Source organism: Rhodococcus sp. AD45-ID, from assembly GCF_003023755.1.
GTDB classification, from domain to species: Bacteria; Actinomycetota; Actinomycetes; order Mycobacteriales; family Mycobacteriaceae; genus Rhodococcus_F; species Rhodococcus_F globerula.
The window spans coordinates 3,427,440-3,451,480 of record NZ_PYHL01000001.1 but is presented as its reverse complement, the minus strand read 5'-3'; the positions used below and the strand labels follow the sequence as shown (position 1 = coordinate 3,451,480).

Below are 24,041 nucleotides of genomic sequence, written 5' to 3'. Positions count from 1 at the left end.
CCACCTTTGCAGCGCCAGTTCGTTGCCTGACCTACGTCGCGGGTGTTTCGAATTCTTCTGCACCGAGCTGTATTTCACCGAGTTGTGGACATAGCCGACTTCCATACCATACGGTGCGGTATGGAAGACTGAATCTCGGAGGAGGTGCAATCGGTGAGCCAAAGGTTCACGAGGCGTGCTTTGTTTCGTGCGATCGGCCTCGCTGGAACCAGCGCGGCTTTGGTGTCGGCTACGCATACTCCGACCCGGAGCGAACTGCGCAGTCCACTGATCTTTCACTCACCTCCCATGACGCCCTTCGTCGATGAACTCCCCCGGCCGCGTGTTATTTCCGGAACAGGAACCACTCTCTCACTCGACGCCGCTGTACACCGCCACCAATTCCACCGGGATTTCGATGCTGTGCCGTCGCTGGGGTTCGGCGGTGACCACTACCTGGGCCCCACCATCGAATGCCATGTCGGAGAGGCACTCACACTGAACTTCACCAACCGGCTCGAACGCCATCCACTGGCAGACGACATGGACACCAGCATCCACGGAGTCACCGAAGATCACCGGCTGGCTCCCCCGTCGTCGCTGCACCTTCACGGCGGTGTCACACCACCCGGCAGCGATGGGCATCCGCTTCTAGCCATAGCTCCCGGACGCAGCATCACTCACCATTTTCCGAACGAACAGCACGCGGGCCATTTGTGGTACCACGATCACGCCATGGGCATCACCCGCTTGAATGTCTACGCCGGGTTGGCCGGTCAGTATTTCCTGCGTGACGAATTCGACACCGGCCGAGAGGGAAACCCACTGGGACTACCCGCCGAAGAGTACGAGATGCCCCTGATTCTCCAGGAGAAGATCTTCACGGCCGACGGGCATCAATCCGTGCGTTCCACCCCGATCGTCCCGCAGGGTTCCTGGGAGGGCGGTGCCGTCGGAGACGTCGGTGTGGTCAACGGCAAGGTATGGCCGCGGATGAATGTGGCACGCGGTTTGTACCGTTTCCGCATCATCAATGCCGGGTCGTACAGCGTGTGGAACCTGCACTTCAGCAACGGGATGCACTTCGCGGTCATCGGCAACGAACATGGCCTACTCGACGCTCCGGTACGCACGACAAGCTTTCGGCTTTCACCCGGCGAACGCATCGACGTGCTCGTGGATTTCACCGGCTTCCGCGAAGGTGATGCCGTCGAATTGATCAACGACGAGCAACCACCCTTCCAGGCTGCAATGCTCGGCGAGGTAGCGATGCCGGTGTTCTGCCGTTTTGTCGCCGATTCCCGTCGTGGGTTCATCGGCACTGTGCCGAACTCGCTTCGCGGCGGCGCACGGCAACCGTCGGCGCTTCCGCCGCTCGAGGTTCCCACGGTGATCCGAACGGTGACCGTCTCTCAGCCGTACGCACTCCGCCTGCCTCCGGCCATCATGTCTCTCAACAATCTGCGCTTCGACAGCACCGACATCGAAATGCCCCGGCAGGGCACCGTAGAACAATGGGACATCGTCAACATCACGCCCGATCCACATCCCATCCACCTTCACCTTGTGATGTTCCGCATTCTCGGACGCGCACCCTTGAAGACCCTCGAATATCAAGCGGCACATCCTCAACCGCCTATCGGTTACAAGTGGACGCCTGCTGCCGACGAATTTCTCGGGGGCCCCATGATCGGGCCGGCGCCGTGGGAGTCCGGATGGAAGGACACCGTGCGGATCGACGGCGGCACCGTCACCCGAATCATCGTAAGGTTCCCCACCGCCGAGGAACTCGGATTCGATCCGGACGCATTATTCAGCCCGGACGACCCAGCTCACCCTGGCCATCACACTGCGGCACAACAGATCCAGGGCTATGTGTGGCACTGCCATATTCTCGACCACGAGGACCACGACATGATGCTGAAATATCGTACGGTCCGATGACCTCGACGCTCCCGCTACCTGATCCGGTCACCCGCTCGCAGGAGGTTGCTGGGAACGGCATGACCCACAATCTCTTCCGCGACACCTGCCGCGCGGATGGACGCGTCCAGATCGATCCCCGTCGCAATGCCCATGTCGCCCAGCATGTAGACCAGTTCTTCGGTGGCGATGTTTCCACTGGCGCCGGGAGCAAACGGGCAACCACCCAGCCCACCCGTGGAGGCATCGAGGTTCCGAACTCCGTGCTGCACCGCTGTCAGCGCGCAGGCAAGACCACTGCCGCGTGTGTTGTGGAAATGAACACCTAAATTGAAGTCGCCGACATGGGTGTCAACCGCATCGATCAACTGCGCGACGCGTCCCGGAGTTGCCGTGCCGATAGTATCCGCGATCGAGAACTGATCGGCGCCGAATTCCCTGGCCTGCTCCGCAATCCGCAACACTCGATCAGGATGGGTAGGTCCGTCGAACGGGCAGTCCCACGCCGTCGAAACGATGACTTCGACTCGACCTCCGGCGTCGTGAACAATCTTGACCACCTCCCCGATCCGCTCGGTAGCCTGCTCGGTGGTGGATCGAGTATTGGCTTCACTGTGACCGTTCGAGGCCGAGACGACATATTCGACGGTTCCCATACCGGCCGCTACCGCCCGTTTTGCGCCGCCGATTCCGGCCACCAACGCGGAGAACTCGACACCTGGCCACCGGTGCAGTTCTGCTGCCAGCGCTTCTGCGTCGGCTAGAGCCGGCACGGCGCGCGGTGACACGAATGACGTGGCCTCGATGCGCGGAACACCGGTTGCAACAAGAGCTTCTACGAGTCGAAGTTTCTCCGACAATGGCACCGGGGCCTCGATCTGGAGCCCGTCGCGCGGACCCACTTCACGAATGCTGACTTCGGTAACCGTCATGTCAGATCACTCCCTTCTCGAGCAACGTTGCCTGCTCGTCGTCCGAAAGCCCGAGGAGTCCACCCCAGACGGAGGCGTTGTCCTGACCCGGCGACGACGCTCCCGCATTCCGCACAGAACCTGGTGTCTCACTGAAGGTCGGCACAACGCCCAAGCCCAGGACGTCCTCACCGATCCGGTCGTCGTAGTGACCGACCAGCATTCCGCGCTCGATCAACTGTGGATCCTTGACCACGTCTTCGACGGTATTGATCGGTCCGGCAACAACTCCCACCTCTGTGAGACGCTCCACCAGACTGTCGGGGTCCTGCAGCGCGACCCAAGCGCCGATCAACTCGTCGAGCTCGTCCTGATGTTTGCCGCGCGCAACATGATTGGAGAATCGGTCGTCCTGCGCCAGTTCCGGTCGACCCATTATCGTGCACAGCCGCACGAAGAGCGTGTCCTGATTGGCCGCGATGACCACCCAGTTCCCCACGGAGGTCTGATAGATGTTGGAAGGCGCGATTCCTTCGAGCCTGGTTCCCGAGGGTTGACGGATGATGCCGCCGCGATCGTAGTCGGGAATCGTCGATTCCTGCACTGCCAGACACGATTCTGTGAGTGCAACGTCCACAACCTGGCCGCGGCCGGTTCGCTCACGGGACAGAAGCGCCGCCAGCACACCTTGTACTGCGAACATCCCGCCGAGCGAATCCCCGAGCGAGAGTGCGATACGCGGCGGTGCCTGGCCGGGATAACCGTTCAGGTGCCGGAAACCGCTGACAGCTTCGGCCACCGAGGCATACCCAGCGCTCTTGGCCTTCGGCCCGGTCTGCCCATACCCGGATACTCTGGCCAGCACCAGTTTCGGATTGCGCTCGCTGAGCACGTCGAACCCCAGACCCCACTTCTCGAGAGTGCCCGGGCGGAAGTTCTCGACCACGACATCCGCGTGTTCGACCAGATCCAGAAACAGTTCCCGACCTTTCTCGACCCGCAGATCCAGCGTGACACAGCGCTTGTTGCGGGCGTGGACCGTCCAGAAGAATCGGTGACCGTCCTGCTCCGCCTGTCCCCAGGTGCGAAGCGGGTCTGGGCGATCCGGCGACTCGATCTTGATCACGTCGGCACCCATGTCGCCGAGCAGTTTCCCGGCGAAGGGTCCGGCAATCAACGTGCCGAGCTCGATTACCCGGTATCCGTCCAGGGGCCCGGTGGGCGCACCTTCCGACACAGCAGCCTCCTCGTGGGAACGTCTCTCCCTACGAAAGGTTACGTCACCAGCCGATACCTCAACATCATGTCGTGATCCTCGTGATCCAGCATGTGGCAGTGCCAGACGTACCCTTGCAGATCGCCTGATCCACCACCGTGTCCACTGTGTTCCATCGCAGGTTCCTTCATCGCAGGATCTACCACCGCAGCTCGGGGGAACGTGGCGTCGGGATCGAAGCCCAGTTCGTCGGCCGTCGGGAAGCGCACGATGATGCGCGTGATGGAGTTGGCATCCACGATGACGGTATCCTTGGCGCCCGTCTCCCACACTTCCGGCGCCCGCATCGGCGAGGTCACGAAATCGTCCGCCGACGGCGTCCAGCGCGTCCCGAGATCCGGCAACGGGTACGCAGCCGTGTACGCAGGTGTGTTGATGCTCTGCCTACCCAAGACCCGGAAAGTCACCAGGTGTAGGTGAATCGGATGCGGCTCTGTTGTGACGTTGATCAGATTCCACTGCTCGACGGTTCCCTGACGCGGCAATTCGATATCAGAGTCGGTATACCGCAAGTTGTTGAGCGACATGGTGATCGACGGATAGCTCGACGGCCGGGACAGTTGCATGATCGTCAGATTGCGGACTACGTCGGGCACATCCGGGGGTGGGGCAGCGGAACTCAATTGCTGCGGCACCGACCCGGTGAAACCCTTCGCGCTACTCACGTCGAACCGCGCGAACAGGGGCATCACCTGCGTACCTCGTTGCGCCACAGCCAAAGGCACCGGTTCATCGTTGCGCAGTTCCACACTGGTACCCGGTTCGAGCAAGCCGAAGTCGACCAGGAGATCAACCCGCTCGCCCGGGCTCAGACGCACATGATCCGTCGGCGCTGACGCTGCGAGCAATCCGGATTCGGAGCCGATCACCCAGAATCGCATACGATTTCCGAAGTACAGATTCCACACCGAGTACGACGCGGCATTGAGGACACGCAGGCGGTACAACCCCCGCGCCACTTCGATTCTGGGCCACACAACGCCGTTCACCACGCCAACGTCTCCGGGCGTCGCTGGATCCCAGGCACCCTGTGGTGTTGTCCACGTCGACCTGACGCTTTGCCGTCCGTCGGAGGTGAATACCTTGTCCTGCAATATCAGTGGCAGTTCGAACTCCCCCGACGGTAAGCCGAGCGGATTGCCGGCCGTACCGGTGTCGTAGTTGTCGCGAAGCAGATACATACCGGCCAAGCCCGCGTAGACGTTCAGCCGAGTCATCCCCATGGCGTGGTCGTGATACCAGTGATTACCGCTACCGCTGGGATTCCCGTTACCGGGGGCATTGCCGAACTCGTGCACCAATCCTTCGCCCGGACGCTGAATCAACTCGGGATTCCCGTCGTACTGCGGCGCGGTGACACCGCCATGCAGGTGCAGCGACGTGGGAACCTGTGTCCGATCGTTGTCGCTGAGACCGTGCAGACGCGAATCCACATCAGCGGCAAGAGGATGCGTGGTGATGTCGTTGGCGTACCGCAGCGTTAACGACTGCTCGACATGAGCCTCGATCGTCGGCCCGAGGTAGTCCATCCCGCCGTACCCCAGCGAAGGCGAAGGCGCCAGGTCAGGATGGAACCGGTGCATCGACGACGCGGCACGAAGCTCCAGGTCGCTACCGGCCAATTTCGGCGGAAATACCAGCGCCTCACGAAAGGGTTCCAACCGTGGCGAAGGCAATTGGAGCGGCCGCAGCGGGTCGATGTCAGGCAAAGCTGCGTGCGCAGATTCCCGAGCTGAAGCGGACCCCACCGACAGCGCGCCAAGTCCTGCCATCAATCCCAAGCCCTGCAGCACCGCGCGTCGACGGATCTTGTGCGGCTTGCCCACCACAGGTTCATCCACTACAGGCCCCTATCGCTGACGGCATCCGGACCGGATTACCCCTGCGGCTTCGAGGTCAAACACCGACTGCCTTCCGCCGAGGACTCGAAATCCTGATCGACGAGACCGAGTCGAGAGTTCGAGAAAACCCTTGAACTCGAAACTGTGTTCGATTAGGATGGAGTTATGCGGATCGGGGGATCCGAATCGGGGGAATTCAATGAGAATCGATACGTCAGATGTGGTTTCCGGTTCTGCCGTGGGATTACGGTCCAGGCTGTGGCAAGCGCCGGTAGCTGACCTTCGTTCGGCCGCAATCGAGGCGAGCGCGGAGATTTTGCGACTCGAAGCGATCCGCGTGGCCGTGGTCGACGAACTCTCGCTGCGCCCGGACGACCATGTGCTCTGCTACCGCGGCGTCGGCCGATGGCTGGCAGCAAATACGATGCTGCAGATCCCTGCCGGAAACAAGATCGCCGCCCTTGGCGTCGCACTGCGGGCGTTTCCCGCAGTCGCACAACGCTTCGACGCCGGAGATTGCTCGTTTGATCATGCGGCACTGATTATTTCGTTCTGCGAGTCCCCACCAAAAGGAATGCCGGCCGAGGCACTTCCCCAGTGCATCGACGTTCTCCTGGCTGCGGCATCAGGAGTCGACGCGACAACAACCAAGCTGCGGTACGTCATCGCCACGTTGGAGCGAATGTTCGAGTCCGACAACATTCCACCGGCCGAAGATATCGACCGGAACGAGCTCCGGATCGCGTCGACGTTGAACGGTCGGGTTGTCGTTCGAGGCGATTTCGACGCCGTCACCGGCGAAATGCTTCTCTCTGCCCTGTCGAATCTGACCATGCCCACCCCAGCACCGGACGGAACTCCTGATGCCCGTTCGGCAGCCAAGCGAACAGCCGACGGATTCACCGAACTGATCCGCCGCTATCTCGATTGCGCAAAAACCGGTATCGACGGCGGCCAGCGGCCGCATCTGAACGTGCACATCAATGCCCGAGATCTCGCCGAACATCGCGACTGCGCGGCGCAGGAAGCCGTTGCAGAGGAAGAAGCTTCACTCGATCCGGACCTCTCCGATCTCGACGTGGGCCACATGCCGTGGATGGGACCACTGTCGGTCTCGCAGACCAGACTGCTCGGCTGCGACTGCTTCCTGTCGACAGTCCTACTCGACGACCACGGAGCGCCACTCGATGCGAGACCCGGAAAACGATTGGTCACAGCCGAACAACGGGTCGCATTGATCGCCCGGGACAAAGGCTGCGCCTTCCCAGGGTGTGAGTGCGTGCCGGCGTGGACCGACGCCCACCATATCCGTCACTGGTCGAACGGCGGGCCGACGGTGATGAACAACCTTGTCCTGCTGTGTCGTTCACATCATCGGCTCATGCACCGCAAAACCGGATTTGTTGGCAAATGGGAGATTCGGATGGGCGCCGACAACAAACCCTGGTTCATTCCGCCGCCGGCGATCGACCCGCAGCAACACCCCAGACCGGCAAACAACACCTATCGAACCTGAGAAAACGTCTCAGGCACAACAGAACACGGCCGAGCACCGCATCGAAGGAGACCTCGATGCGGTGCCAAAAGCCGTGGGTTCAGTCAGACTGCCTGCGGAACTTTGGTGATGCGCGGGAATCGCTCCCGAATTTCCGCCGGCGTGACCACCCTCGGGTCGAGAGGTTGCTCGTCACGCAGATGACGCTCCAGCACCTTGCCGGTCATCGGCGCAATGACTTTCAGAGCAGCGGTCATATTCTTCGGCGAACTACCCACACGCACCGCAGTTCGCACTGCCGGTGCAATTGCCTTGTCCAGCAACGCCGGTTGATCAAATCCACCCATGGTTCGCATCCAGCCAGGCAATGTTGCGATTGTTGCCGGCGCGACCAATCGACTGAAAGTCGCGAACTTCGTTTTCCCCTGCGCCCTGGGCGTTCTCAGCAGATAGTGCATCGCTCGGTTGGCACGTTCGGAGGTACACAATCTGGGCCTGACTTCTGCAAAGTACTCACGTACCTCTTCGCGGGAGCGTGGAACGTCGGATGCCTTGCATGTCTGCAACTGCGCGGCAACTACACATTCCTCCCAGTACCGCTGCTCTTCGACGGCAGAAAGTGTACCCGGACCGTACATTTCGTAGCACTTGAGCACCGAATGCCAACCGGTCACATGGATCCAGAGTTGCGAGGCCGGATTGTTTGCACTGTAACGAGTTCCGGTGATCGGTTCGATGCCCGTGGCCTGAGCATGAACCGTCATGAGATGGTCGGACAAGGCCATCACCGTCCGCCCATCGGCGGTCGCGACGGTCAGGAAGTATGCCAGTGTTCGGTCGAGTCGCCCCGCTGGATCACTGTAGATACCACTCATATCTGCCACCGCCGCGGCAAGGAAGGGGTCGAAGTGCTCGAGCACCACCGACCGCTGGAAGCCGATCAATGCTGTCGGCGCGGCCCAGATCTTCCAACTGGGTGATCCTGGGCCGAAGAAGCCGTAATCCTCACGCGGTCGATCCATAGCCAGTCCAGACATTCGAGGTCCCCTTCATCTCTGCCGCCCCACCAACCACCATTGAATACAACGCCACCGTAACAATTGCGGACGCCGAATACAACGGTTGCGTATTATTCACGAAGAAGTGGCAGGCAGATTAGGGTGGGAGCGGAGGTGAGGCACACGATGACCAGGTCACAGGCAGACACAACGGACACACCGCGACGCAAATACGCCCCTCGCATGGCGCCGGAGCAACGACGCGAACAGCTCCTCGACGCAGCATTCGAGATCACCGGCCGCGTTGGCCTGCACAACCTCAGCATGGAATCCGTCGCTGCCGAAGCCGGCGTCGGCAAGCCTGTCCTCTACACGATTTTCGACACCAGGACCGATCTCGTCGCCGCACTCCTACGCCGCGAGCACGAGCGAGCCATCACTCAGGTGCTCGAAACCATGCCGACAGATCTGAGCGAGCTCGGCCCAGCGGCGTCATACACCGGGACCGTTGGCGCCTTCGTCGACGCCGTACTCGAGAACCCGACGCGCTGGCGCCTGATTCTGACGTCTGTCGAGAACGCCCCCAGCGAGTATCACGGCTTGCTGAAGCTCTCTCGCGGAGCTGTCTTCGCCCGCGCCGAAGAACTGGCGCGCGCCGGGATTGCCCTCGAACCGAAGCTCGAAGGCCTTGATCCGGTTCTCCTCGCACACACCATGATGTCGTTTGCCGAAATGCTCGGACGACTGGCCGTCAGCGACCCCGAAGCCTATACCCGAGAACGACTTTCCGCTTTTGCGGTTGCTCTCGCCCAGTCGGTCGGGCGTTAGCAGACCACTGAAACCTGTCGGTCGGATCTGCTTCAATACACGCATGACATCACCATCGATCGAACCGCTGCAGCTCTTCGAAACATCTCCCGGAAACTGGTCACTGATGCTCACCGACCAGCACTTCGGCAAGGTGGCAGCGGTATTCGAGCAGGTAGAGGGCTTCGAAGGTTCCGGCTACGACTGGGCGTCGGTGGCCCATGCCGTGGTGGGTCGGGATGCACAGCATCTTGAGGGCCGCTTCGGCACCGATCCCGAAGCGGGCATGTTTGTTGCGTACGGCGGCGACCACGAAGCTCTTGGTGAACTCGGTGTGCTTCTCGCCAAGGCGTATTCGGATGCCGAGTACCTCGGCGGACTCGTCGCTATTTCCGAACTCGACTAGAACTCCCTATCGAAACGACATCGGCCCCACACCTAGGTGCGGGGCCGATACCGAACGAAAGATCTAGCCGACCAGCAGCTCGGCAATCTGAATCGTGTTGAGCGCGGCACCCTTACGCAGGTTGTCGCCCGAGACGAAGAGCGCGAGTCCGCGGCCTTCGGGGACACCCTCGTCCTGACGGATGCGACCGACCAGCGACGCGTTGCCACCGGCGGCGGCGAGCGGCGTCGGAACCTCGACCAGCTCGACGCCCGGAGCGTCGGCCAGCAGTTCCTTGGCGCGAGCAACCGAGAGCGGGTTGGCGAATTCCGCGTTGATCGCGAGCGAGTGCCCGGTCACGACGGGTACGCGCACGCAGGTGCCCGAAACCAACAGATCGGGAAGCCCGAGGATCTTGCGGCTCTCGTTGCGGAGCTTCTGATCCTCGTCGGTCTCGCCGCTGCCGTCATCGACCAGCGAACCTGCCAGCGGCAGGACGTTGAACGCGATGGGGGCGACGTAGTTGTTCGGGGCCGGGAACTCGACAGCGCTGCCGTCGTGAACCAGCTTCTCGGCGTCACCGACAACGGCGCGCACCTGGCCGAGGAGTTCCTCGACGCCGGCGATGCCGCTACCGGACACAGCCTGGTAGCTGGAGACGATCAATCGCTGCAGACCGGCTTCGTCGTGCAGAACCTTCAGCACCGGCATCGCTGCCATTGTGGTGCAGTTGGGGTTCGCGATGATGCCCTTGACCAGGTTCTTCGCGTCCTGCGGGTTGACTTCGCTGACCACGAGGGGAACCTCGGGATCCTTGCGCCATGCGGAAGAGTTGTCGACAACCGTCGCACCGGCCGCGGCAAAGCGCGGAGCCTGCGCACGGGACAGCGTCGCACCGGCGGAGAAGAGGGCGATGTCGATGCCTTTCAGATCCTCGTCGGACGTTGCTGCGGCATCCTCGACAACGATCTCTTCGCCGCGGAACGTCAGCTTCTTACCGGCGGAGCGTGCCGATGCAAAGAACCGCACCTTGTCCGCGGGGAAGTTACGTTCTTCGAGCAGAGTGCGCATGACGATGCCGACCTGACCGGTCGCACCGACAACAGCGATTGTTGTCATGAGAAATTACCGTCCTGTTCCTGCGTGTACTACAGCTTCTTCGTCGCCGCCGAGACCGAAAGCGGCGTGGATAACGCGCACGGCGTCGTCGAGTTCGGTGTCCTTGACCAGCACGGAGATGCGGATCTCGGAGGTCGAGATGAGGTCGATGTTGATGTCGGCCTTGGCCAGTGCCTCACAGAACGTGGCCGTGACGCCCGGGTGGCTCCGCATTCCGGCACCGACCAGGGAAACCTTGCCGATGTGGTCGTCGAACAAGATCTGTGTGAAGCCGATGTCTTCCTGACGCTTGGTCAGGATCTCGACGGCGCGGGGGCCGTCGGCGGTCGGCAGCGTGAAGGTGATGTCCGTCTTGTTGGTCTCCACCTTGGAGATGTTCTGCAGCACCATGTCGATGTTGATCTCGGCATCGGAGACAGCGCGGAACACCTTGGCAGCATGTCCCGGTGTGTCCGGCAATCCGACAACGGTGATCTTGGCTTCGCCGCGATCGTGCGCGACTCCGGTGATCAGGGCCTCTTCCACAGGAATGTCCTCCATCGATCCGGACACGATTGTTCCGGGCTTGGTGGTGTATGACGAACGGACGTGCACGGGCACGTTGTAACGACGGGCGTACTCGACGCACCGGAGCATGAGCACCTTGGCACCACACGCTGCGAGTTCGAGCATTTCCTCGAAGGAAACCGTCTCGAGACGGTGAGCGTCGGGGACGATGCGCGGGTCGGCGGAGAAAACGCCGTCGACGTCGGTGTAGATCTCGCACACGTCGGCGTTGAGCGCAGCTGCCAACGCAACGGCGGTGGTGTCCGATCCACCGCGTCCGAGCGTCGTGATGTCTTTACTGTCCTGGCTGACGCCTTGGAATCCGGCGACCAGAACGATCGAGCCTTCGTCGAGCGCCGTGCGAACACGGCCGGGCGTGACGTCGATGATCTTGGCGTTTCCGTGGCTGCCGGTCGTGATGACTCCGGCTTGTGAGCCCGAGAACGAACGAGCCTCAGCGCCGAGAGAATGAATTGCCATCGCAACCAAGGAGTTGGAGATGCGCTCACCCGAGGTCAGCAGCATGTCCATTTCACGGGCCGGCGGGGAAGGGCACACCTGCTGAGCCAGGTCGAGCAGCTCATCGGTGGTATCGCCCATCGCAGACACCACGACGACGACATCATTGCCGGCCTTCTTGGTCTCGACGATCCGTTCAGCGACTCGTCGGATGCGCTCGGCGGTTGCCACCGAGGATCCGCCGTACTTCTGGACGACGAGAGCCACGCGTTTCTACCTCCAGGTCGAAATTGTTTACAGATACCAGAGGTCGAGCTTACCGACGTGGTCCTGGGACTTCCCGACGCGTACTGACCTCGGCCCTTACCTCGGGTTCGGATTCACGCCGGATCAGTTGCGAGATTACGTTTCGCATTGACGTCGCGGAACGTGAACCACCGGCAACGTAACCGACCACGGCGACGGCAACTCCGCAGGCGAGAAGGATGCGGATGCTGCTGACCAGTGAACTCGCGACGGTGTCGAACACTGCAACAGCCGCATCCGGGGACACGATGTCTTGATTGTGTAAATAATCCCGACGCACGACGGTCAGCGCCAGGCCGCGGTGCTCAACGCACCGGTCACGATCAGGACACAGCAGAGTATCCATCGCGACGCTCGGGTCACAGGCGATTGCCGCGAGTGGGCTTGATCTTGGCCGTGATGCGGTGGATACGGAGGTCGTCGGGAGGTATCCGGAAGGTCTCGTGCACGTTGACCGTCATCAGATTCTTGCCGAACAACCCTGCGTCGAGGAGGTACTCGGCTACGACATTGTCGCCGTCGACGCTCCATTCCACATCTCGGATCGCACGCACCAGACGAAACTGTGGACCGCCGGACAGGCTGCGCCGCAAGTGATTTCCCGAGAACCCGGTTTTGATCCCCGCCTCGTGTCGCACGGCATCCGGAGCCAGCGGCACTGAATTACCGTCGTGTGAGAGAAGCGCATCGAGGTATGCGCGCGCCACAGCAATTCGAGGATCATCCATGCGATCAGTCGATCATTTCGGAGCACGAAACAACAGCACCGTTCAACGACAATTTCGGCATGTCGCCGAGACCCCACCTCATTCGCCGACATTCCAGGAGTAGAGTGCAGTGCATGCAGCGCGCACTCCTTCTTGGTTGCCGCGACGGGGTCTGATCCAGACTGGCCTCCCGTCGCGGGGTTTTGTGTGCGCCGGTCGACCAAGCCTTCCGGACTTTCGGTCTTGACCAACAGGTCATCAGGCCGGGTCCACAATCGTTGGAGATCACCCCATGTCCCCCGCTGACGCATTCACCACCGGCACTCGCATCATCACGCCTCCCACCAAGCCGGCACCGGCCGACCAGCCTGCGTGGAACACGCAGAAGAACTCGTCGATGCCCACGTTCCGTTACCGGCCATTCTCCGAAGAAGTCGAAACGGTCACGCTGCCGGACCGCACTTGGCCGGACAAAGTCATCGACCGCGCCCCGCAGTGGTGCGCGGTGGACCTGCGTGACGGCAACCAGGCCCTGATCGACCCGATGAGCCCGGCGCGTAAGCGTCGTATGTTCGATCTGCTGGTCCGGATGGGTTACAAGGAGATCGAGGTCGGCTTCCCGTCGGCAAGCCAGACGGACTTCGACTTCGTCCGCGAAATCATCGAAGACGGCGCAATCCCGTCCGATGTCACCATCCAGGTGCTGACGCAGTCGCGTCCCGAGCTGATCAAGCGCACGTTCGAGGCGTGTGAAGGCGCTGAGAACGCGATCGTGCACTTCTACAACTCCACCTCGATCCTGCAGCGTCGTGTCGTCTTCCGCGCCGACAAGGCCACGATCAAGAAGATCGCCACCGACGCCGCCGAACTGGTGCTCGCCGAGTCGAAGAAGTACCCGGACACCAACTGGCGCTGGGAGTACTCCCCCGAGTCCTACACAGGCACCGAGCTGGAGTACGCCAAGGAAGTATGTGACGCCGTCACCGAAACCCTGGGTGCCACGCCGGCAAACCCGGTGATCCTGAACCTGCCCGCGACGGTCGAGATGGCCACGCCCAACGTGTACGCCGACTCCATCGAGTGGATGCACCGCAACCTGGCTCGCCGCGACTCGGTCATCCTGTCGCTGCACCCCCACAACGACCGTGGCACCGGCGTCGCTGCAGCCGAGCTGGGCTACCAGGCCGGCGCCGACCGCATCGAAGGCTGCCTGTTCGGCAACGGCGAGCGCACCGGCAACGTCTGCCTGGTCACCCTCGCCCTGAACATGTTCACGCGTGGCGTCGACCCGCAGATCGACTTCTCCAACATCGACGAGATCCGTCGTACGGTCGAGTACTGCAACCAACTGCCCGTCCACGAGCGCCATCCGTACGGCGGCGACCTGGTCTACACCGCGTTCTCCGGCAGTCACCAGGACGCCATCAACAAGGGCCTCGACGCCATGAAGATCGACGCCGACGGCCAGAACGCCGACGTCGACGACATCGTGTGGCAGGTTCCGTACCTGCCCATCGACCCCAAGGACGTCGGCCGCAGCTACGAGGCCGTCATCCGCGTGAACTCGCAGTCCGGCAAGGGTGGCGTCGCGTACATCATGAAGGCCGATCACGGTCTGGTGCTGCCGCGTCGTCTGCAGATCGAGTTCTCGCAGTCCGTCCAGAAGATCACCGACGGCGAGGGCGGCGAGGTTTCGCCGAAGGAAATGTGGGACGTCTTCCACGAGGAGTACCTGGCTCCCGTCCGCCCGCTCGAGCGCATGAAGCAGAAGGTCACCGCGTCCGAGGAGGACGGTGGCACTGATGCGATCACCGCGATCGTAAAGGTGAACGGCAAGGAGCAGGAGATCTCGGGTACCGGTAACGGCCCGCTCGCGGCCTTTGTCGACGCTCTGGGAAGCATCAACTTCGACGTTCGCGTTCTCGATTACTCCGAGCACGCCATGTCCGCTGGTGACGACGCTCAGGCTGCCGCATACGTCGAGTGCGCCGTGACCGGCCCCGACGGTCAGAGCACCGTCGTCTGGGGCGTCGGTATCGCTACCTCGATTACAACGGCGTCGCTGCGAGCAGTGGTTTCGGCAGTTAACCGCGCTAGCTAGGACAACTGTCGAGTGTGGCTCCTATCCATTCGGATAGGAGCCACACTTGTCTGAACTTCACATCGATTTTCGATGAACGACGTACGTCCTGAATCGGATATTAAAGAATTCATTACCGTTATTTCATCCTTTGAGGATGATGCGGATGTGGTCACCGCGTGAGATAGTTCATCTCAGACAATTCCGACCTGCGAAATGGGGCTCGACATGGATTCCTTCTGGGATTTCCTCTGGGTGATACTCGTCAGTTTTGCGTTCGTCGCATACCTGATTCTGCTGTTCTCAATCATTACGGACCTGTTCCGCGACCACAAGACTTCAGGCTGGAAGAAGGCTATCTGGGTATTCTTCCTCTTCGTCATTCCCTGGCTCACGGCGCTCATCTACCTGATCGTCAAGAGCGACGGTATGGCTCAGCGCTCCATGGAGGCAGCGCACCAGGTCAAGCAGGCACAGGACAGCTACATTCGTGAGGTAGCGGGTAAGTCTCCCGCCGAGGCAATCGCAGACGCGAAGGCACTTCTCGACGCCGGCACCATTACCGAAGACGAATTCGCCTCCCTGAAGGCCAAGGCTCTGGCAGCCTGATTCATCTTCAGTTCAATTGCAGGTTGCACCATCAAAGCGGGAGCGGCACTAATCGTGTCGCTCCCGTTTTGTTTATTCTCCGACGGCCCGTGCAACGTCGCGGAACGCCGCGAGCACCACTGCGATCGCGGGACTTCGATCGGCGCGCAATCGCGTGGCCAATTCATAGACCCGGGCAGCACGCACACCGGCGATCGGTTTCCTCGACACTGCAGGATGTGTGATCGCGTGCCGCGGCATCAACGCCACTCCGTGTCCGGCGGCGACCAGCTCCTCGATAACCCGGAAATCGTTTATCCGATGTCCGACGCGAGGTTGCACACCGGTAACAGCCGCAACTGACATCAGTACGTCGTCGACCGGAAATCCTCCGCGCACACTGATCCAGTTCTCGTCCACCAACTGATCCAACCGAACCGAATCCTGCTTTGCCAGAGGATGATCCGGCCGCAGCACCAAGTCGATGGGCTCACGCATCAGAGGCTGCACGCTCACCCGCGGAAACGACGTCTCCGCAGCGCGTTCGTCGCGATGGGTGAGGATCACGTCGTGATCGGCCAGAAGCCGCGGCACCGCAGACGCCGGCTGATCCACGTCGCACGCATCGATGTCGACGCCGGACCCTTCGAGTGCCGTCAACACCCTGGGCAGCAGCAGCGCCGCCCCGGACGGAAAGAACGCCACCCGCACCTTGCCTCGCGGCGAACCCCGGTACGACGCCATCTCCGCGTCCGCACGTTCGAGAGCGGCCACCACGTCGTCGGCGCGCAGCACCAACGCACGGCCGGCGTCGGTGAGCCTGAGTTTGCGCCCGTCCGGTTCCAGGAGCGGCACACCGGCCTCGCGGGCGAGGATCTTGAGCTGCTGCGAGACTGCGGACGGAGTCATGGAGAGGGCGTCGGCGGTGCTTCCGACCGTTCCTCTGTCCGCCAGCTCACGCAGCACTCTCAACCGGGTTGCATCCATGTAGAAAAACTACATTAATGGTCCATCTTTATTCGCTTGTCCTGATGCTTTACACAGCTCACGATTAAAGACATGACTCCTCGCGACCGCCTTCTCGGATTGACCGTCGCGATCATGTGGGGATTGAACTTCCTGGCGATCCGGGTGGGACTCGACCACTTCCCGCCGTACTTCTTCGCCGCGCTGCGCTTTTTACTCATCGCGATTCCCGTGATGATCTTCGTGCCGCGCCCTCAGGTTCCGGCGCGATGGCTGTTGCTCTACGGCTTCGGTTTCGGTTTCGGCCAATTCGTCTTCCTGTACTGGGCGATGCACACGGGTATGCCAACCGGTCTCGCCTCGTTGGTCCTGCAGTCGTCCGCTCCCTTCACTGTTCTACTGGGCGCAGTTCTGTTGCGGGAGAAGCTCAGCGCGTGGCAGGTGTCCGGCATCGGTGTTGCCGTGGCGGGTATGGCCCTGATCGGATGGGATCGCTCGCACCAGGCCGCGTTGTTACCAGTGATCCTGACCCTGCTGGCCGGCTTGTCCTGGGCTTTCGGCAACCTCGGTAGCCGCCTCGCGGCCGCGGGTACCACCGGGGACCCAGCGCCCATGCGCCTGATGTTGTGGATGTGCGTCATTCCTCCGCTGCCGATGCTTGCCCTGTCCGCTGCCGTCGAAGGTCCGAGCACGGGCTGGGAGGCCCTCGGAACCTCGTTCAGTGCCGACGGGTGGCCGGCGCTGATCGGACTCGCGTACATCGTGTTGATCGGCACCATCGCCGGGTCGGGCATCTGGACCATCCTGATGGGACGCTATCCCGCAGGCACGGTCGCACCACTCTCGCTGCTCGTCCCGGTAGTGGGAATCGGCGCATCCTGGCTGTTCCTGCACGAAAATCCCAGCGCATTGTCACTGGTGGGAGCCGTAGTCGTGATCGCCGGGGCAAGCGCCGCCCAGATCCGACGCACCCCCAAGGCCGCTGTTCCGTCGAACACACCCGTACGACAAGCACCTGCACGACTCGAAGTCTGACGGCGCGCTGTGCCAAACTCGGGCCGTGGGAACTGGACTATCGATCACGACACGCGGAAAGCTCGCCCTGCGCGCTGCCGCCACAGCCTCCTGGGCATCGCAGAAAGCCGGCCGCGGCAAGGGCTCCATGATCGGTGGGCTCATCGCCCTCAAGATCGACCCGACGCTGATGACCCAACTCGGACGCGGGAAGCGAACCGTTGTCGTCACCGGCACCAACGGCAAGTCGACAACAACGCGCATGACGGCAGCGGCACTCGCGACGCTTGGTGACGTAGCAACACAGGCCGACGGCGCCAACATGGACGCCGGAATCGTCGCGGCACTGGCAAACCGGATGAACGCGCCGGTCGCGGCACTCGAAGTCGACGAACTTCACGTTCCCCATGTCGCCGACGCCGTGAACCCCGAAGTGATCGTGCTCCTGAATCTGAGCCGCGATCAGCTGGACCGCGTCGGCGAGATCAACATGATCGAACGCAAACTGCGGGCATGCGTCAATGCGCACCCGAATGCGGTCATCGTCGCCAACTGTGACGACGTGCTGGTCACCTCCGTGGCATACGACGCCCCCAACGTCGTGTGGGTTGCGGCCGGCGGCGGCTGGGCAAGCGATTCCGTCAGCTGCCCGCGCACCGGCGAACCCATCGTGTGGGAGGGAAAGCACTGGCGCAGTACCGGTTCGGACTTCGCGCGGCCCGAGCCGGCGTGGTGGCTCGACGACGACAATCTCTACGGCCCTGATGGCTTGAAGATTCCGATGACGCTGACGCTTCCCGGAAAAGCCAACCGCGGCAACGCAGCTCAGGCCGTCGCTGCTGCAGTGGCCTTGGGCGCGGATCCGGTCGGCGCAGTTGCCGCCGCGTCGACGGTCCAGGAAGTTGCCGGGCGATACAGCACCGTCCAGGTGGGCTCCCATTCCGTCCACATGCTCCTCGCGAAGAATCCCGCCGGCTGGCAGGAAGCACTGTCGATGATCGACCCTTCCGTCGACGGCTTGGTCATCGCCGTGAACGGGCAGGTCCCCGACGGCGAGGATCTCTCCTGGCTGTGGGACGTGAAGTTCGAACACTTCGAAGGCGTCAAGGTAGTCGCGGCGGGTGAGCGCGGAACCGACCTCGCGGTGCGCCTCACCTACGCCGGCGTCGAGCACACCTTGGAGCCGGATCCCTTGCGCGCCATCGCGTCCTGCCCGCCCGGTCGCGTCGAAGTTCTTGCCAACTACACGGCATTCCGCGATCTGAACACCGCAATCGCCAAGGAGACTCGCGATGTCTGATTCGACAGTGCGCATCGGGCTTGTCCTCCCCGACGTCATGGGCACCTACGGCGACGGCGGTAACGCCCTGATCCTGCGTCAGCGCCTGCGCATGCGCGGCTACGACGCCGAGATCGTCGACATCACGCTCAACGACCCGGTGCCGGATTCACTCGACGTCTACGCCCTCGGCGGTGCTGAGGATTCTGCGCAGCGCCTCGCTACCCGGCATCTCGCGAAATACCCCGGACTGCAGCGCGCGGCCGAACGCGGCGCACCCGTCCTCGCTATCTGCGCTGCCATCCAGGTTCTGGGAAACTGGTACGAAACCTCGAGCGGCGAGCGCGTCGACGGCGTGTCGATGCTCGACGTCACGACCGCACCGCAGGAAAAGCGCTCGATCGGTGAAGTCATCACGAAGCCCTTGATCAAGGGGCTCACCGCACCGCTGTCTGGTTTCGAAAACCATCGTGGCGGAACCACTCTCGGCGCCGACGCGTCCGGCTTCGCACGCGTCACGCACGGTGTCGGCAACGGTGTCGGCGACGGCCTGGAGGGCGTCACCCAGGGTTCCGTCATCGGCACGTACATGCACGGACCGGTTCTGGCCCGCAATCCCGAGTTGGCGGACCTGTTACTGATGCGCGCTCTGGGCGTGGACTCACTCGAGCCCCTGCACCTGCCCGAGGTCGATCAGCTTCGCAAGGAACGACTCTCGGTTCGCTGATCTGTAGAGCTGGAGCGCTTCTGCATCCCGGCACTTCTGCTTACCGCACCAGGGCGCCTGGAAACGTAAAGTCGACACGGACCGCCCGACCACGAACAGGACGCCAATGAGTACCCTGCAAACTCTGGATCGTGGGCTGCGTGCGCTCGACATCATTGCCCAGTTCCCGACCGGGATTTCGGTTGCGGACCTTGCTCGTGAGCTCGACGTGCACCGAGCCATCTGCTATCGCATCGTTTCGACACTCGAAGCACATTCGCTGATCGCTCGCATCGAGGATGGACGCATTCGTCTTGGTGTCGGAGCCGCGGTTCTCGGTTCTTGCTTCGAGCCACAGCTCAACCGGGACGGGCAGTCCCTACTCCACTCACTGGCAAACACCACGCGTGCAACCGCCTTCATATCCGTTGCGCAAGGCCAGGATTGCGTTGTACTGATGGTCGCCGAACCCGAAGACACACTCATCCGAGTGGGATACAGAACCGGCACGCGACACCCCCTCGACAAGGGTGCTGCCGGTATCGCGATATTGGCCATGCGGCCCGACGCTGCGTCTGATTCCGAAGAGATCAAACGGGCACGCAAGGACGGATACAGCCTGACTGTGGGGCAACTCGAGCACGGCGCCATCGGCATTGCCTCCGGGATTGCACTGCCGGAGAACCTCGGATCGGCTACGAACCTCGAACGCAGCGTCGGCGTCGTGGCGATCGACGGTCTCGACACTGAACTCGCTGCCCAAGCCGTGATGACCACAGCGCGAGAACTCGAACGCCTCATCTCTGCCTGATCGTTCCGTCGGGGAAATCTTCGCCCGACTGTGTTTTTCAGCCATCTTGACCTTTGAATGTGACCTCACTTACCCTGTGCGAAGTGCGCTCAAAGCACACTATGTGCGCTATTAGTAACTTCACAGTTCAGGACGGTTTATAGAGATGTCAGAAGTCATGAACGGATGCCCGATCGATCATGCGGCTCTTAACTCGGGATGTCCGGTATCCGGAAAGGCAGCCAGCTTCAATCCCTTCGGCGGCGACTACCAGGTGGACCCCGCTGCGTCGCTGCGCTGGTCCCGTGACGAGGAGCCCGTGTTCTTCAGTCCCGAAATCGGCTACTGGGTCGTCACTCGTTATTCGGACGTCAAGGCCGTCTTCCGCGACAACATCCTGTTCTCGCCGTCCATCGCACTGGAGAAGATCACCCCTGTCTCGGAGGAAGCCACCGCCACCCTCGCCAAATACGACTACGCGATGTCGCGCACCCTGGTGAACGAAGACGAGCCGGCGCACATGCCGCGTCGCCGCGCATTGATGGATCCGTTCACGCCGGCGGAACTCGTGCACCACGAGCCGATGGTTCGGCGCCTCGTCCGCGAGTACGTCGACCGCTTCGTGAACTCAGGCAAGGTCGACCTCGTCGACGAAATGCTGTGGGAGGTCCCGCTCACCGTGGCGCTGCACTTCCTCGGCGTGCCGGAGGAGGACATGGACGACCTACGCAAGTACTCCATCGCGCACACCGTCAACACCTGGGGCCGACCCGCACCCGAGGAACAGGTCGCGGTCGCCGAAGCCGTAGGCAAGTTCTGGCAGTACGCAGGCACGGTGCTCGAAAAGATGCGCAAGGATCCCTCCGGCCACGGCTGGATGCCCTACGGACTCCGCGTTCAGAAGGAACAACCGGAGGTCGTCACCGACTCCTATCTGCACTCGATGATGATGGCGGGAATCGTTGCCGCTCATGAGACCACCGCCAACGCATCAGCAAACGCATTCCGCTTGTTGCTCGAAAACCGGAGCGTGTGGCAGGAGATCTGCGAGGATCCCAGTCTGATCCCGAACGCCGTCGAGGAGTGCCTGCGGCATTCTGGCTCAGTTGCCGCGTGGCGCCGACTGGCCACTGCCGACACCCGAATCGGCGACATCGACATCCCGAAGGGCTCCAAGCTCCTGATCGTCACATCGTCCGCGAACCGCGACGACCGCCATTTCGAGAGCGGGGACGAGTTCGATATTCGCCGCGAGAACTCCAGCGATCACCTCACTTTCGGCTACGGCAGCCATCAGTGCATGGGCAAGAATCTGGCTCGCATGGAGATGCAGATCTTCCTCGAGGAGATCACCACACGACTCCCACACCTGGAACTCGTCCCCGATCAGGAGTTCACCTACCTACCGAACACCTCATTCAGAGGTCCGGATCATGTTTGGGTGCAGTGGAATCCGGACGCAAACCCTGAACTCCGCGATGCTTCGATTCTCCTGCGACGACAGCCCGTGAAGGTCGGCGAGCCGTCCAAGACCAATATCTCGCGCATGGTGCGAGTGGAGGCGATCACTCCCGCCGCCGACGGCGTGGTCACGGTGACCCTTTCCGATCCTTCCGGCAAAGCACTTCCGAAGTGGACGCCGGGCGCGCACATCGACATCGATCTCGGCGATCTGACGCGGCAGTACTCGCTGTGCGGCAACCCTCACGATCTGTCCCGCTACGAGATCGCCGTGCGCGAAGAGTCCGAGAGCCGGGGCGGCTCGCGCTACGTGCATCACACTCTCGAAGCCGGAAACACCCTCAAGATGCGTGGGCCCCGCAACCATTTCAAGCTCGATCCGGCTGCCGAGCGCTACGTCTTTGTGGCAGGCGGCATCGGTATCACGCCGATCGTGACAATGGCCGATCACGCCAAGGCCGCCGGCAAGGACTACGAGATCCATTACTGCGGACGCGATGTCGCCACGATGGCGATGCTCGACAGGCTGAATGCCGATCACAGCGACCACCTTGTCGTGCATTCCAGCGCCTTGGGCAACCGTCTCGACATCGCGACAGTGTTCTCCACTGCGACGGCACACACTCAGATCTACTCCTGTGGTCCTGAACGACTGCTCTCCGCGCTCGAGGAGGCTACTGCGCACTGGCCGGAAGACTCGCTGCACGTCGAGCATTTCACCTCGACGCTCGCGACACTCGACCCGTCCAACGAGCACGCGTTCGAGGTCGAACTCCGCGACTCAGGTCTGACAATCCAGGTCGCTGCCGATCAGACCGTCCTCGACGCGTTGCGTGCCTCCAATATCGACATCCCCAGCGATTGCGAGGAAGGCCTGTGCGGATCGTGCGAGGCCCCCGTACTCGACGGCGCGGTGGATCACCGAGACATGGTGCTCACGAAAACCGAACGCGCTCAGAATAAATCGATGATGACCTGCTGCTCGCGCGCCTGCGGACAGAAGATCACACTCGCGCTCTGACCCAGATTTCCCCGTTTCTTCCCGACCCGAAAGGATCCTCATGGGATCACAGACAACCCAGGTCTCCGACCTGGAAGAACCTCCCGTCAGCGACGCCGTTCCCCGCAGTAGTTTCAAGCGCGTACTGACCGGCAGCATGGCTGGTGCCGTTCTCGAGTGGTATGACTTCGCGATCTACGGCATCCTCGCCGCAACCGTACTGGGGCCGCTTTTCTTCCCGGGCGACAGCGGCGTTGCGAAGCTGCTGCTCGCACTCGCCACCCAGGGCCTGGGCTTCGTCGCCCGGCCGCTCGGCGGCATCGTATTCGGGCACCTTGGCGACAAGTACGGCCGCAAGCCGATGCTGGTGACCACCTTCATTCTGCTGGGTACGGCGACTGCCGCGATCGGATTGCTACCCACCTACGAACAGGTGGGCATCTGGGCCACTGTCGGGTTGGTGGTACTGCGCATGATCCAGGGCTTCGCGCTCGGCGGCGAGTTCGGTGCCGCAGTGCTGCTGGTCAGTGAGTACGGCGAACCCAAGCGTCGCGGTTTCTGGGCCTCGTGGCCGCAGGCCGGTGCTCCGATGGGTACGGTTCTGGCCACTGTCGTGGTCTCGATTCTCGTATTCGCAGTCCCGGACGAGGCGTTCGACCAGTGGGGTTGGCGCATCGCCTTCCTGTTCGCGATCCCGCTGCTCGCCATCGGCTTCTGGGTGCGCCGCGGCGTCGAGGAATCGCCTGTGTTCAAGGCCGCACAGGAGCAAGCCGCACAGGCTCCGCAGGAAGAACGCTCGAGCATTGTCGAAGCCTTGTCGCGACCGAGTGTGGTGCTCATCGGTCTCGGTATGCGAATCGGTGAAAACATCGCTTTCTACATCTATACGATCTTCGTTATCGCTTACGCCACCACATATTTCGACTTTGCGCGCGGCGATGTCATCATGGCCGTTACCTTCGCCTCGGTGTTCCAGTTCGTTGGCATGATCGGTGGCGGAGCGTGGTCCGACCGTGTTGGCCGCCGCATCGCAATGCTCGTGCCCGCTGTCGTCCTCATGATCTGGGCGCCGGTCTTCTTCTGGCTCGTGCAGCTCGAGAGTCTTCCGATGCTGTGGCTCGGTGTGTGCGTCGGCGCACTGTTCCACGGCATGCTCGCCGGCCCGGAAGCAGCCTGGATCACCGAGTTGTTCCCGACCCGCTACCGTTATGCCGGCTCCTCGCTGGTGTTCCAAGGTTCGTCGATCCTCGCCGGTGCGCCCGCCCCGTTCATCGCCATCTGGCTCATCGAGAACCACGGCGTCGGCATGGTCGTGGGTTACCTGGTGATCACGATGTCGATCACTGTGATCGCCCTGTTGGCAAGCCGCGAGACCAAGGGAGTCGACCTCGACAAGGTCGAGTAG

The 24,041-nt window shown here is 62.1% G+C and carries 21 protein-coding genes; 12 read left to right on the top strand and 9 right to left on the bottom strand.

The window, feature by feature from the left end:
• The first annotated feature begins 288 nt into the window (after positions 1–288).
• Positions 289–1,923: a multicopper oxidase domain-containing protein gene (locus C7T36_RS15820; RefSeq protein WP_308811200.1), complete on the top strand. Its 1,635-nt coding sequence runs from the start codon at positions 289–291 to the stop codon at positions 1,921–1,923.
• Positions 1,924–1,937: 14 nt separating this feature from the next.
• Here C7T36_RS15820 and C7T36_RS15815 read toward each other — a convergent pair whose 3' ends face one another.
• Genes C7T36_RS15815 through C7T36_RS15805 form a run of 3 tightly spaced genes read right to left on the bottom strand, consistent with a single transcriptional unit; the run spans position 1,938 to position 5,861 of the window.
• Positions 1,938–2,834: a hydroxymethylglutaryl-CoA lyase gene (locus tag C7T36_RS15815; RefSeq protein WP_033235900.1), complete on the bottom strand. Its 897-nt coding sequence runs from the start codon at positions 2,832–2,834 to the stop codon at positions 1,938–1,940.
• A 1-nt stretch (position 2,835) separates the two neighbouring features.
• A complete protein-coding gene (locus C7T36_RS15810) occupies positions 2,836–4,050 on the bottom strand; it encodes a CaiB/BaiF CoA-transferase family protein (RefSeq protein ID WP_045066528.1) in 1,215 nt (404 codons plus the stop codon).
• 38 nt (positions 4,051–4,088) lie between these two features.
• Positions 4,089–5,861 carry a multicopper oxidase family protein gene (locus C7T36_RS15805; protein ID WP_181317485.1) on the bottom strand — a complete coding sequence of 591 codons (1,773 nt, stop codon included), beginning with the start codon at positions 5,859–5,861 and terminating at the stop codon, positions 4,089–4,091.
• A gap of 268 nt (positions 5,862–6,129) precedes the next feature.
• Here C7T36_RS15805 and C7T36_RS15800 point away from each other — a divergent pair, with 268 nt between their 5' ends.
• Positions 6,130–7,446, top strand: coding sequence for an HNH endonuclease signature motif containing protein (locus C7T36_RS15800; RefSeq protein WP_045066527.1), 1,317 nt, complete (start codon positions 6,130–6,132; stop codon positions 7,444–7,446).
• A gap of 83 nt (positions 7,447–7,529) precedes the next feature.
• Here C7T36_RS15800 and C7T36_RS15795 read toward each other — a convergent pair whose 3' ends face one another.
• Positions 7,530–8,462, bottom strand: coding sequence for an oxygenase MpaB family protein (locus tag C7T36_RS15795; RefSeq protein WP_084702613.1), 933 nt, complete (start codon positions 8,460–8,462; stop codon positions 7,530–7,532).
• 147 nt (positions 8,463–8,609) lie between these two features.
• On the opposite strand from C7T36_RS15795, the gene C7T36_RS15790 reads away from it, so the two are divergent.
• Together C7T36_RS15790 and C7T36_RS15785 are read left to right on the top strand one after the other, a co-directional pair.
• Positions 8,610–9,251 carry a TetR/AcrR family transcriptional regulator gene (locus C7T36_RS15790; RefSeq protein ID WP_033235896.1) on the top strand — a complete coding sequence of 214 codons (642 nt, stop codon included), beginning with the start codon at positions 8,610–8,612 and terminating at the stop codon, positions 9,249–9,251.
• A 43-nt stretch (positions 9,252–9,294) separates the two neighbouring features.
• A complete protein-coding gene (locus C7T36_RS15785) occupies positions 9,295–9,636 on the top strand; it encodes an Imm51 family immunity protein (RefSeq protein ID WP_045066524.1) in 342 nt (113 codons plus the stop codon).
• Positions 9,637–9,699: 63 nt separating this feature from the next.
• Here C7T36_RS15785 and C7T36_RS15780 read toward each other — a convergent pair whose 3' ends face one another.
• From C7T36_RS15780 to C7T36_RS15765, 4 genes are all read right to left on the bottom strand, one after another.
• Positions 9,700–10,734: an aspartate-semialdehyde dehydrogenase gene (locus C7T36_RS15780; RefSeq protein ID WP_045066523.1), complete on the bottom strand. Its 1,035-nt coding sequence runs from the start codon at positions 10,732–10,734 to the stop codon at positions 9,700–9,702.
• A gap of 6 nt (positions 10,735–10,740) precedes the next feature.
• Positions 10,741–12,006, bottom strand: a complete 1,266-nt coding sequence (locus C7T36_RS15775) for an aspartate kinase (protein ID WP_019746567.1) — start codon at positions 12,004–12,006, stop codon at positions 10,741–10,743.
• A 49-nt stretch (positions 12,007–12,055) separates the two neighbouring features.
• Complete coding sequence (locus C7T36_RS15770; protein WP_239654677.1) at positions 12,056–12,292, bottom strand: hypothetical protein; 237 nt, start codon at positions 12,290–12,292, stop codon at positions 12,056–12,058.
• A gap of 112 nt (positions 12,293–12,404) precedes the next feature.
• Positions 12,405–12,773, bottom strand: coding sequence for a hypothetical protein (locus tag C7T36_RS15765; RefSeq protein ID WP_045066519.1), 369 nt, complete (start codon positions 12,771–12,773; stop codon positions 12,405–12,407).
• A 271-nt stretch (positions 12,774–13,044) separates the two neighbouring features.
• On the opposite strand from C7T36_RS15765, the gene leuA reads away from it, so the two are divergent.
• Entirely contained in the window at positions 13,045–14,853 is a 1,809-nt protein-coding gene (gene leuA / locus C7T36_RS15760; RefSeq protein WP_033235892.1) for a 2-isopropylmalate synthase, read from the top strand.
• 207 nt (positions 14,854–15,060) lie between these two features.
• On the top strand, positions 15,061–15,441 hold the full coding sequence (locus C7T36_RS15755) for an SHOCT domain-containing protein (RefSeq protein WP_033235891.1): 381 nt from the start codon (positions 15,061–15,063) through the stop codon (positions 15,439–15,441).
• Positions 15,442–15,513: 72 nt separating this feature from the next.
• On the opposite strand, the gene C7T36_RS15750 is transcribed toward C7T36_RS15755, so the two are convergent.
• Positions 15,514–16,407 carry a LysR family transcriptional regulator gene (locus C7T36_RS15750; RefSeq protein WP_045066518.1) on the bottom strand — a complete coding sequence of 298 codons (894 nt, stop codon included), beginning with the start codon at positions 16,405–16,407 and terminating at the stop codon, positions 15,514–15,516.
• 72 nt (positions 16,408–16,479) lie between these two features.
• Between C7T36_RS15750 and C7T36_RS15745 the strand changes: the two genes are divergently transcribed.
• The 6 genes from C7T36_RS15745 (at position 16,480) to C7T36_RS15720 (ending at position 24,041) form a co-directional block, all read left to right on the top strand.
• Positions 16,480–17,421: an EamA family transporter gene (locus C7T36_RS15745; RefSeq protein WP_033235889.1), complete on the top strand. Its 942-nt coding sequence runs from the start codon at positions 16,480–16,482 to the stop codon at positions 17,419–17,421.
• Positions 17,422–17,446: 25 nt separating this feature from the next.
• Positions 17,447–18,700 (top strand): Mur ligase family protein, encoded by a 1,254-nt coding sequence (locus tag C7T36_RS15740; RefSeq protein ID WP_045066517.1) that lies wholly within the window; start codon positions 17,447–17,449, stop codon positions 18,698–18,700.
• Positions 18,693–19,406, top strand: a complete 714-nt coding sequence (locus C7T36_RS15735; RefSeq protein WP_033235887.1) for a type 1 glutamine amidotransferase — start codon at positions 18,693–18,695, stop codon at positions 19,404–19,406. The genes C7T36_RS15740 and C7T36_RS15735 overlap by 8 nt, the downstream gene beginning before the upstream one ends.
• A gap of 106 nt (positions 19,407–19,512) precedes the next feature.
• The gene (locus C7T36_RS15730; protein ID WP_033235886.1) at positions 19,513–20,196 is read left to right on the top strand and encodes an IclR family transcriptional regulator; all 684 of its coding nucleotides are present in this window, start codon (positions 19,513–19,515) and stop codon (positions 20,194–20,196) included.
• A 157-nt stretch (positions 20,197–20,353) separates the two neighbouring features.
• Positions 20,354–22,657, top strand: a complete 2,304-nt coding sequence (locus C7T36_RS15725) for a cytochrome P450/oxidoreductase (protein ID WP_045066874.1) — start codon at positions 20,354–20,356, stop codon at positions 22,655–22,657.
• Between the two features lie 40 nt (positions 22,658–22,697).
• Positions 22,698–24,041, top strand: a complete 1,344-nt coding sequence (locus tag C7T36_RS15720) for an MFS transporter (protein ID WP_045066516.1) — start codon at positions 22,698–22,700, stop codon at positions 24,039–24,041.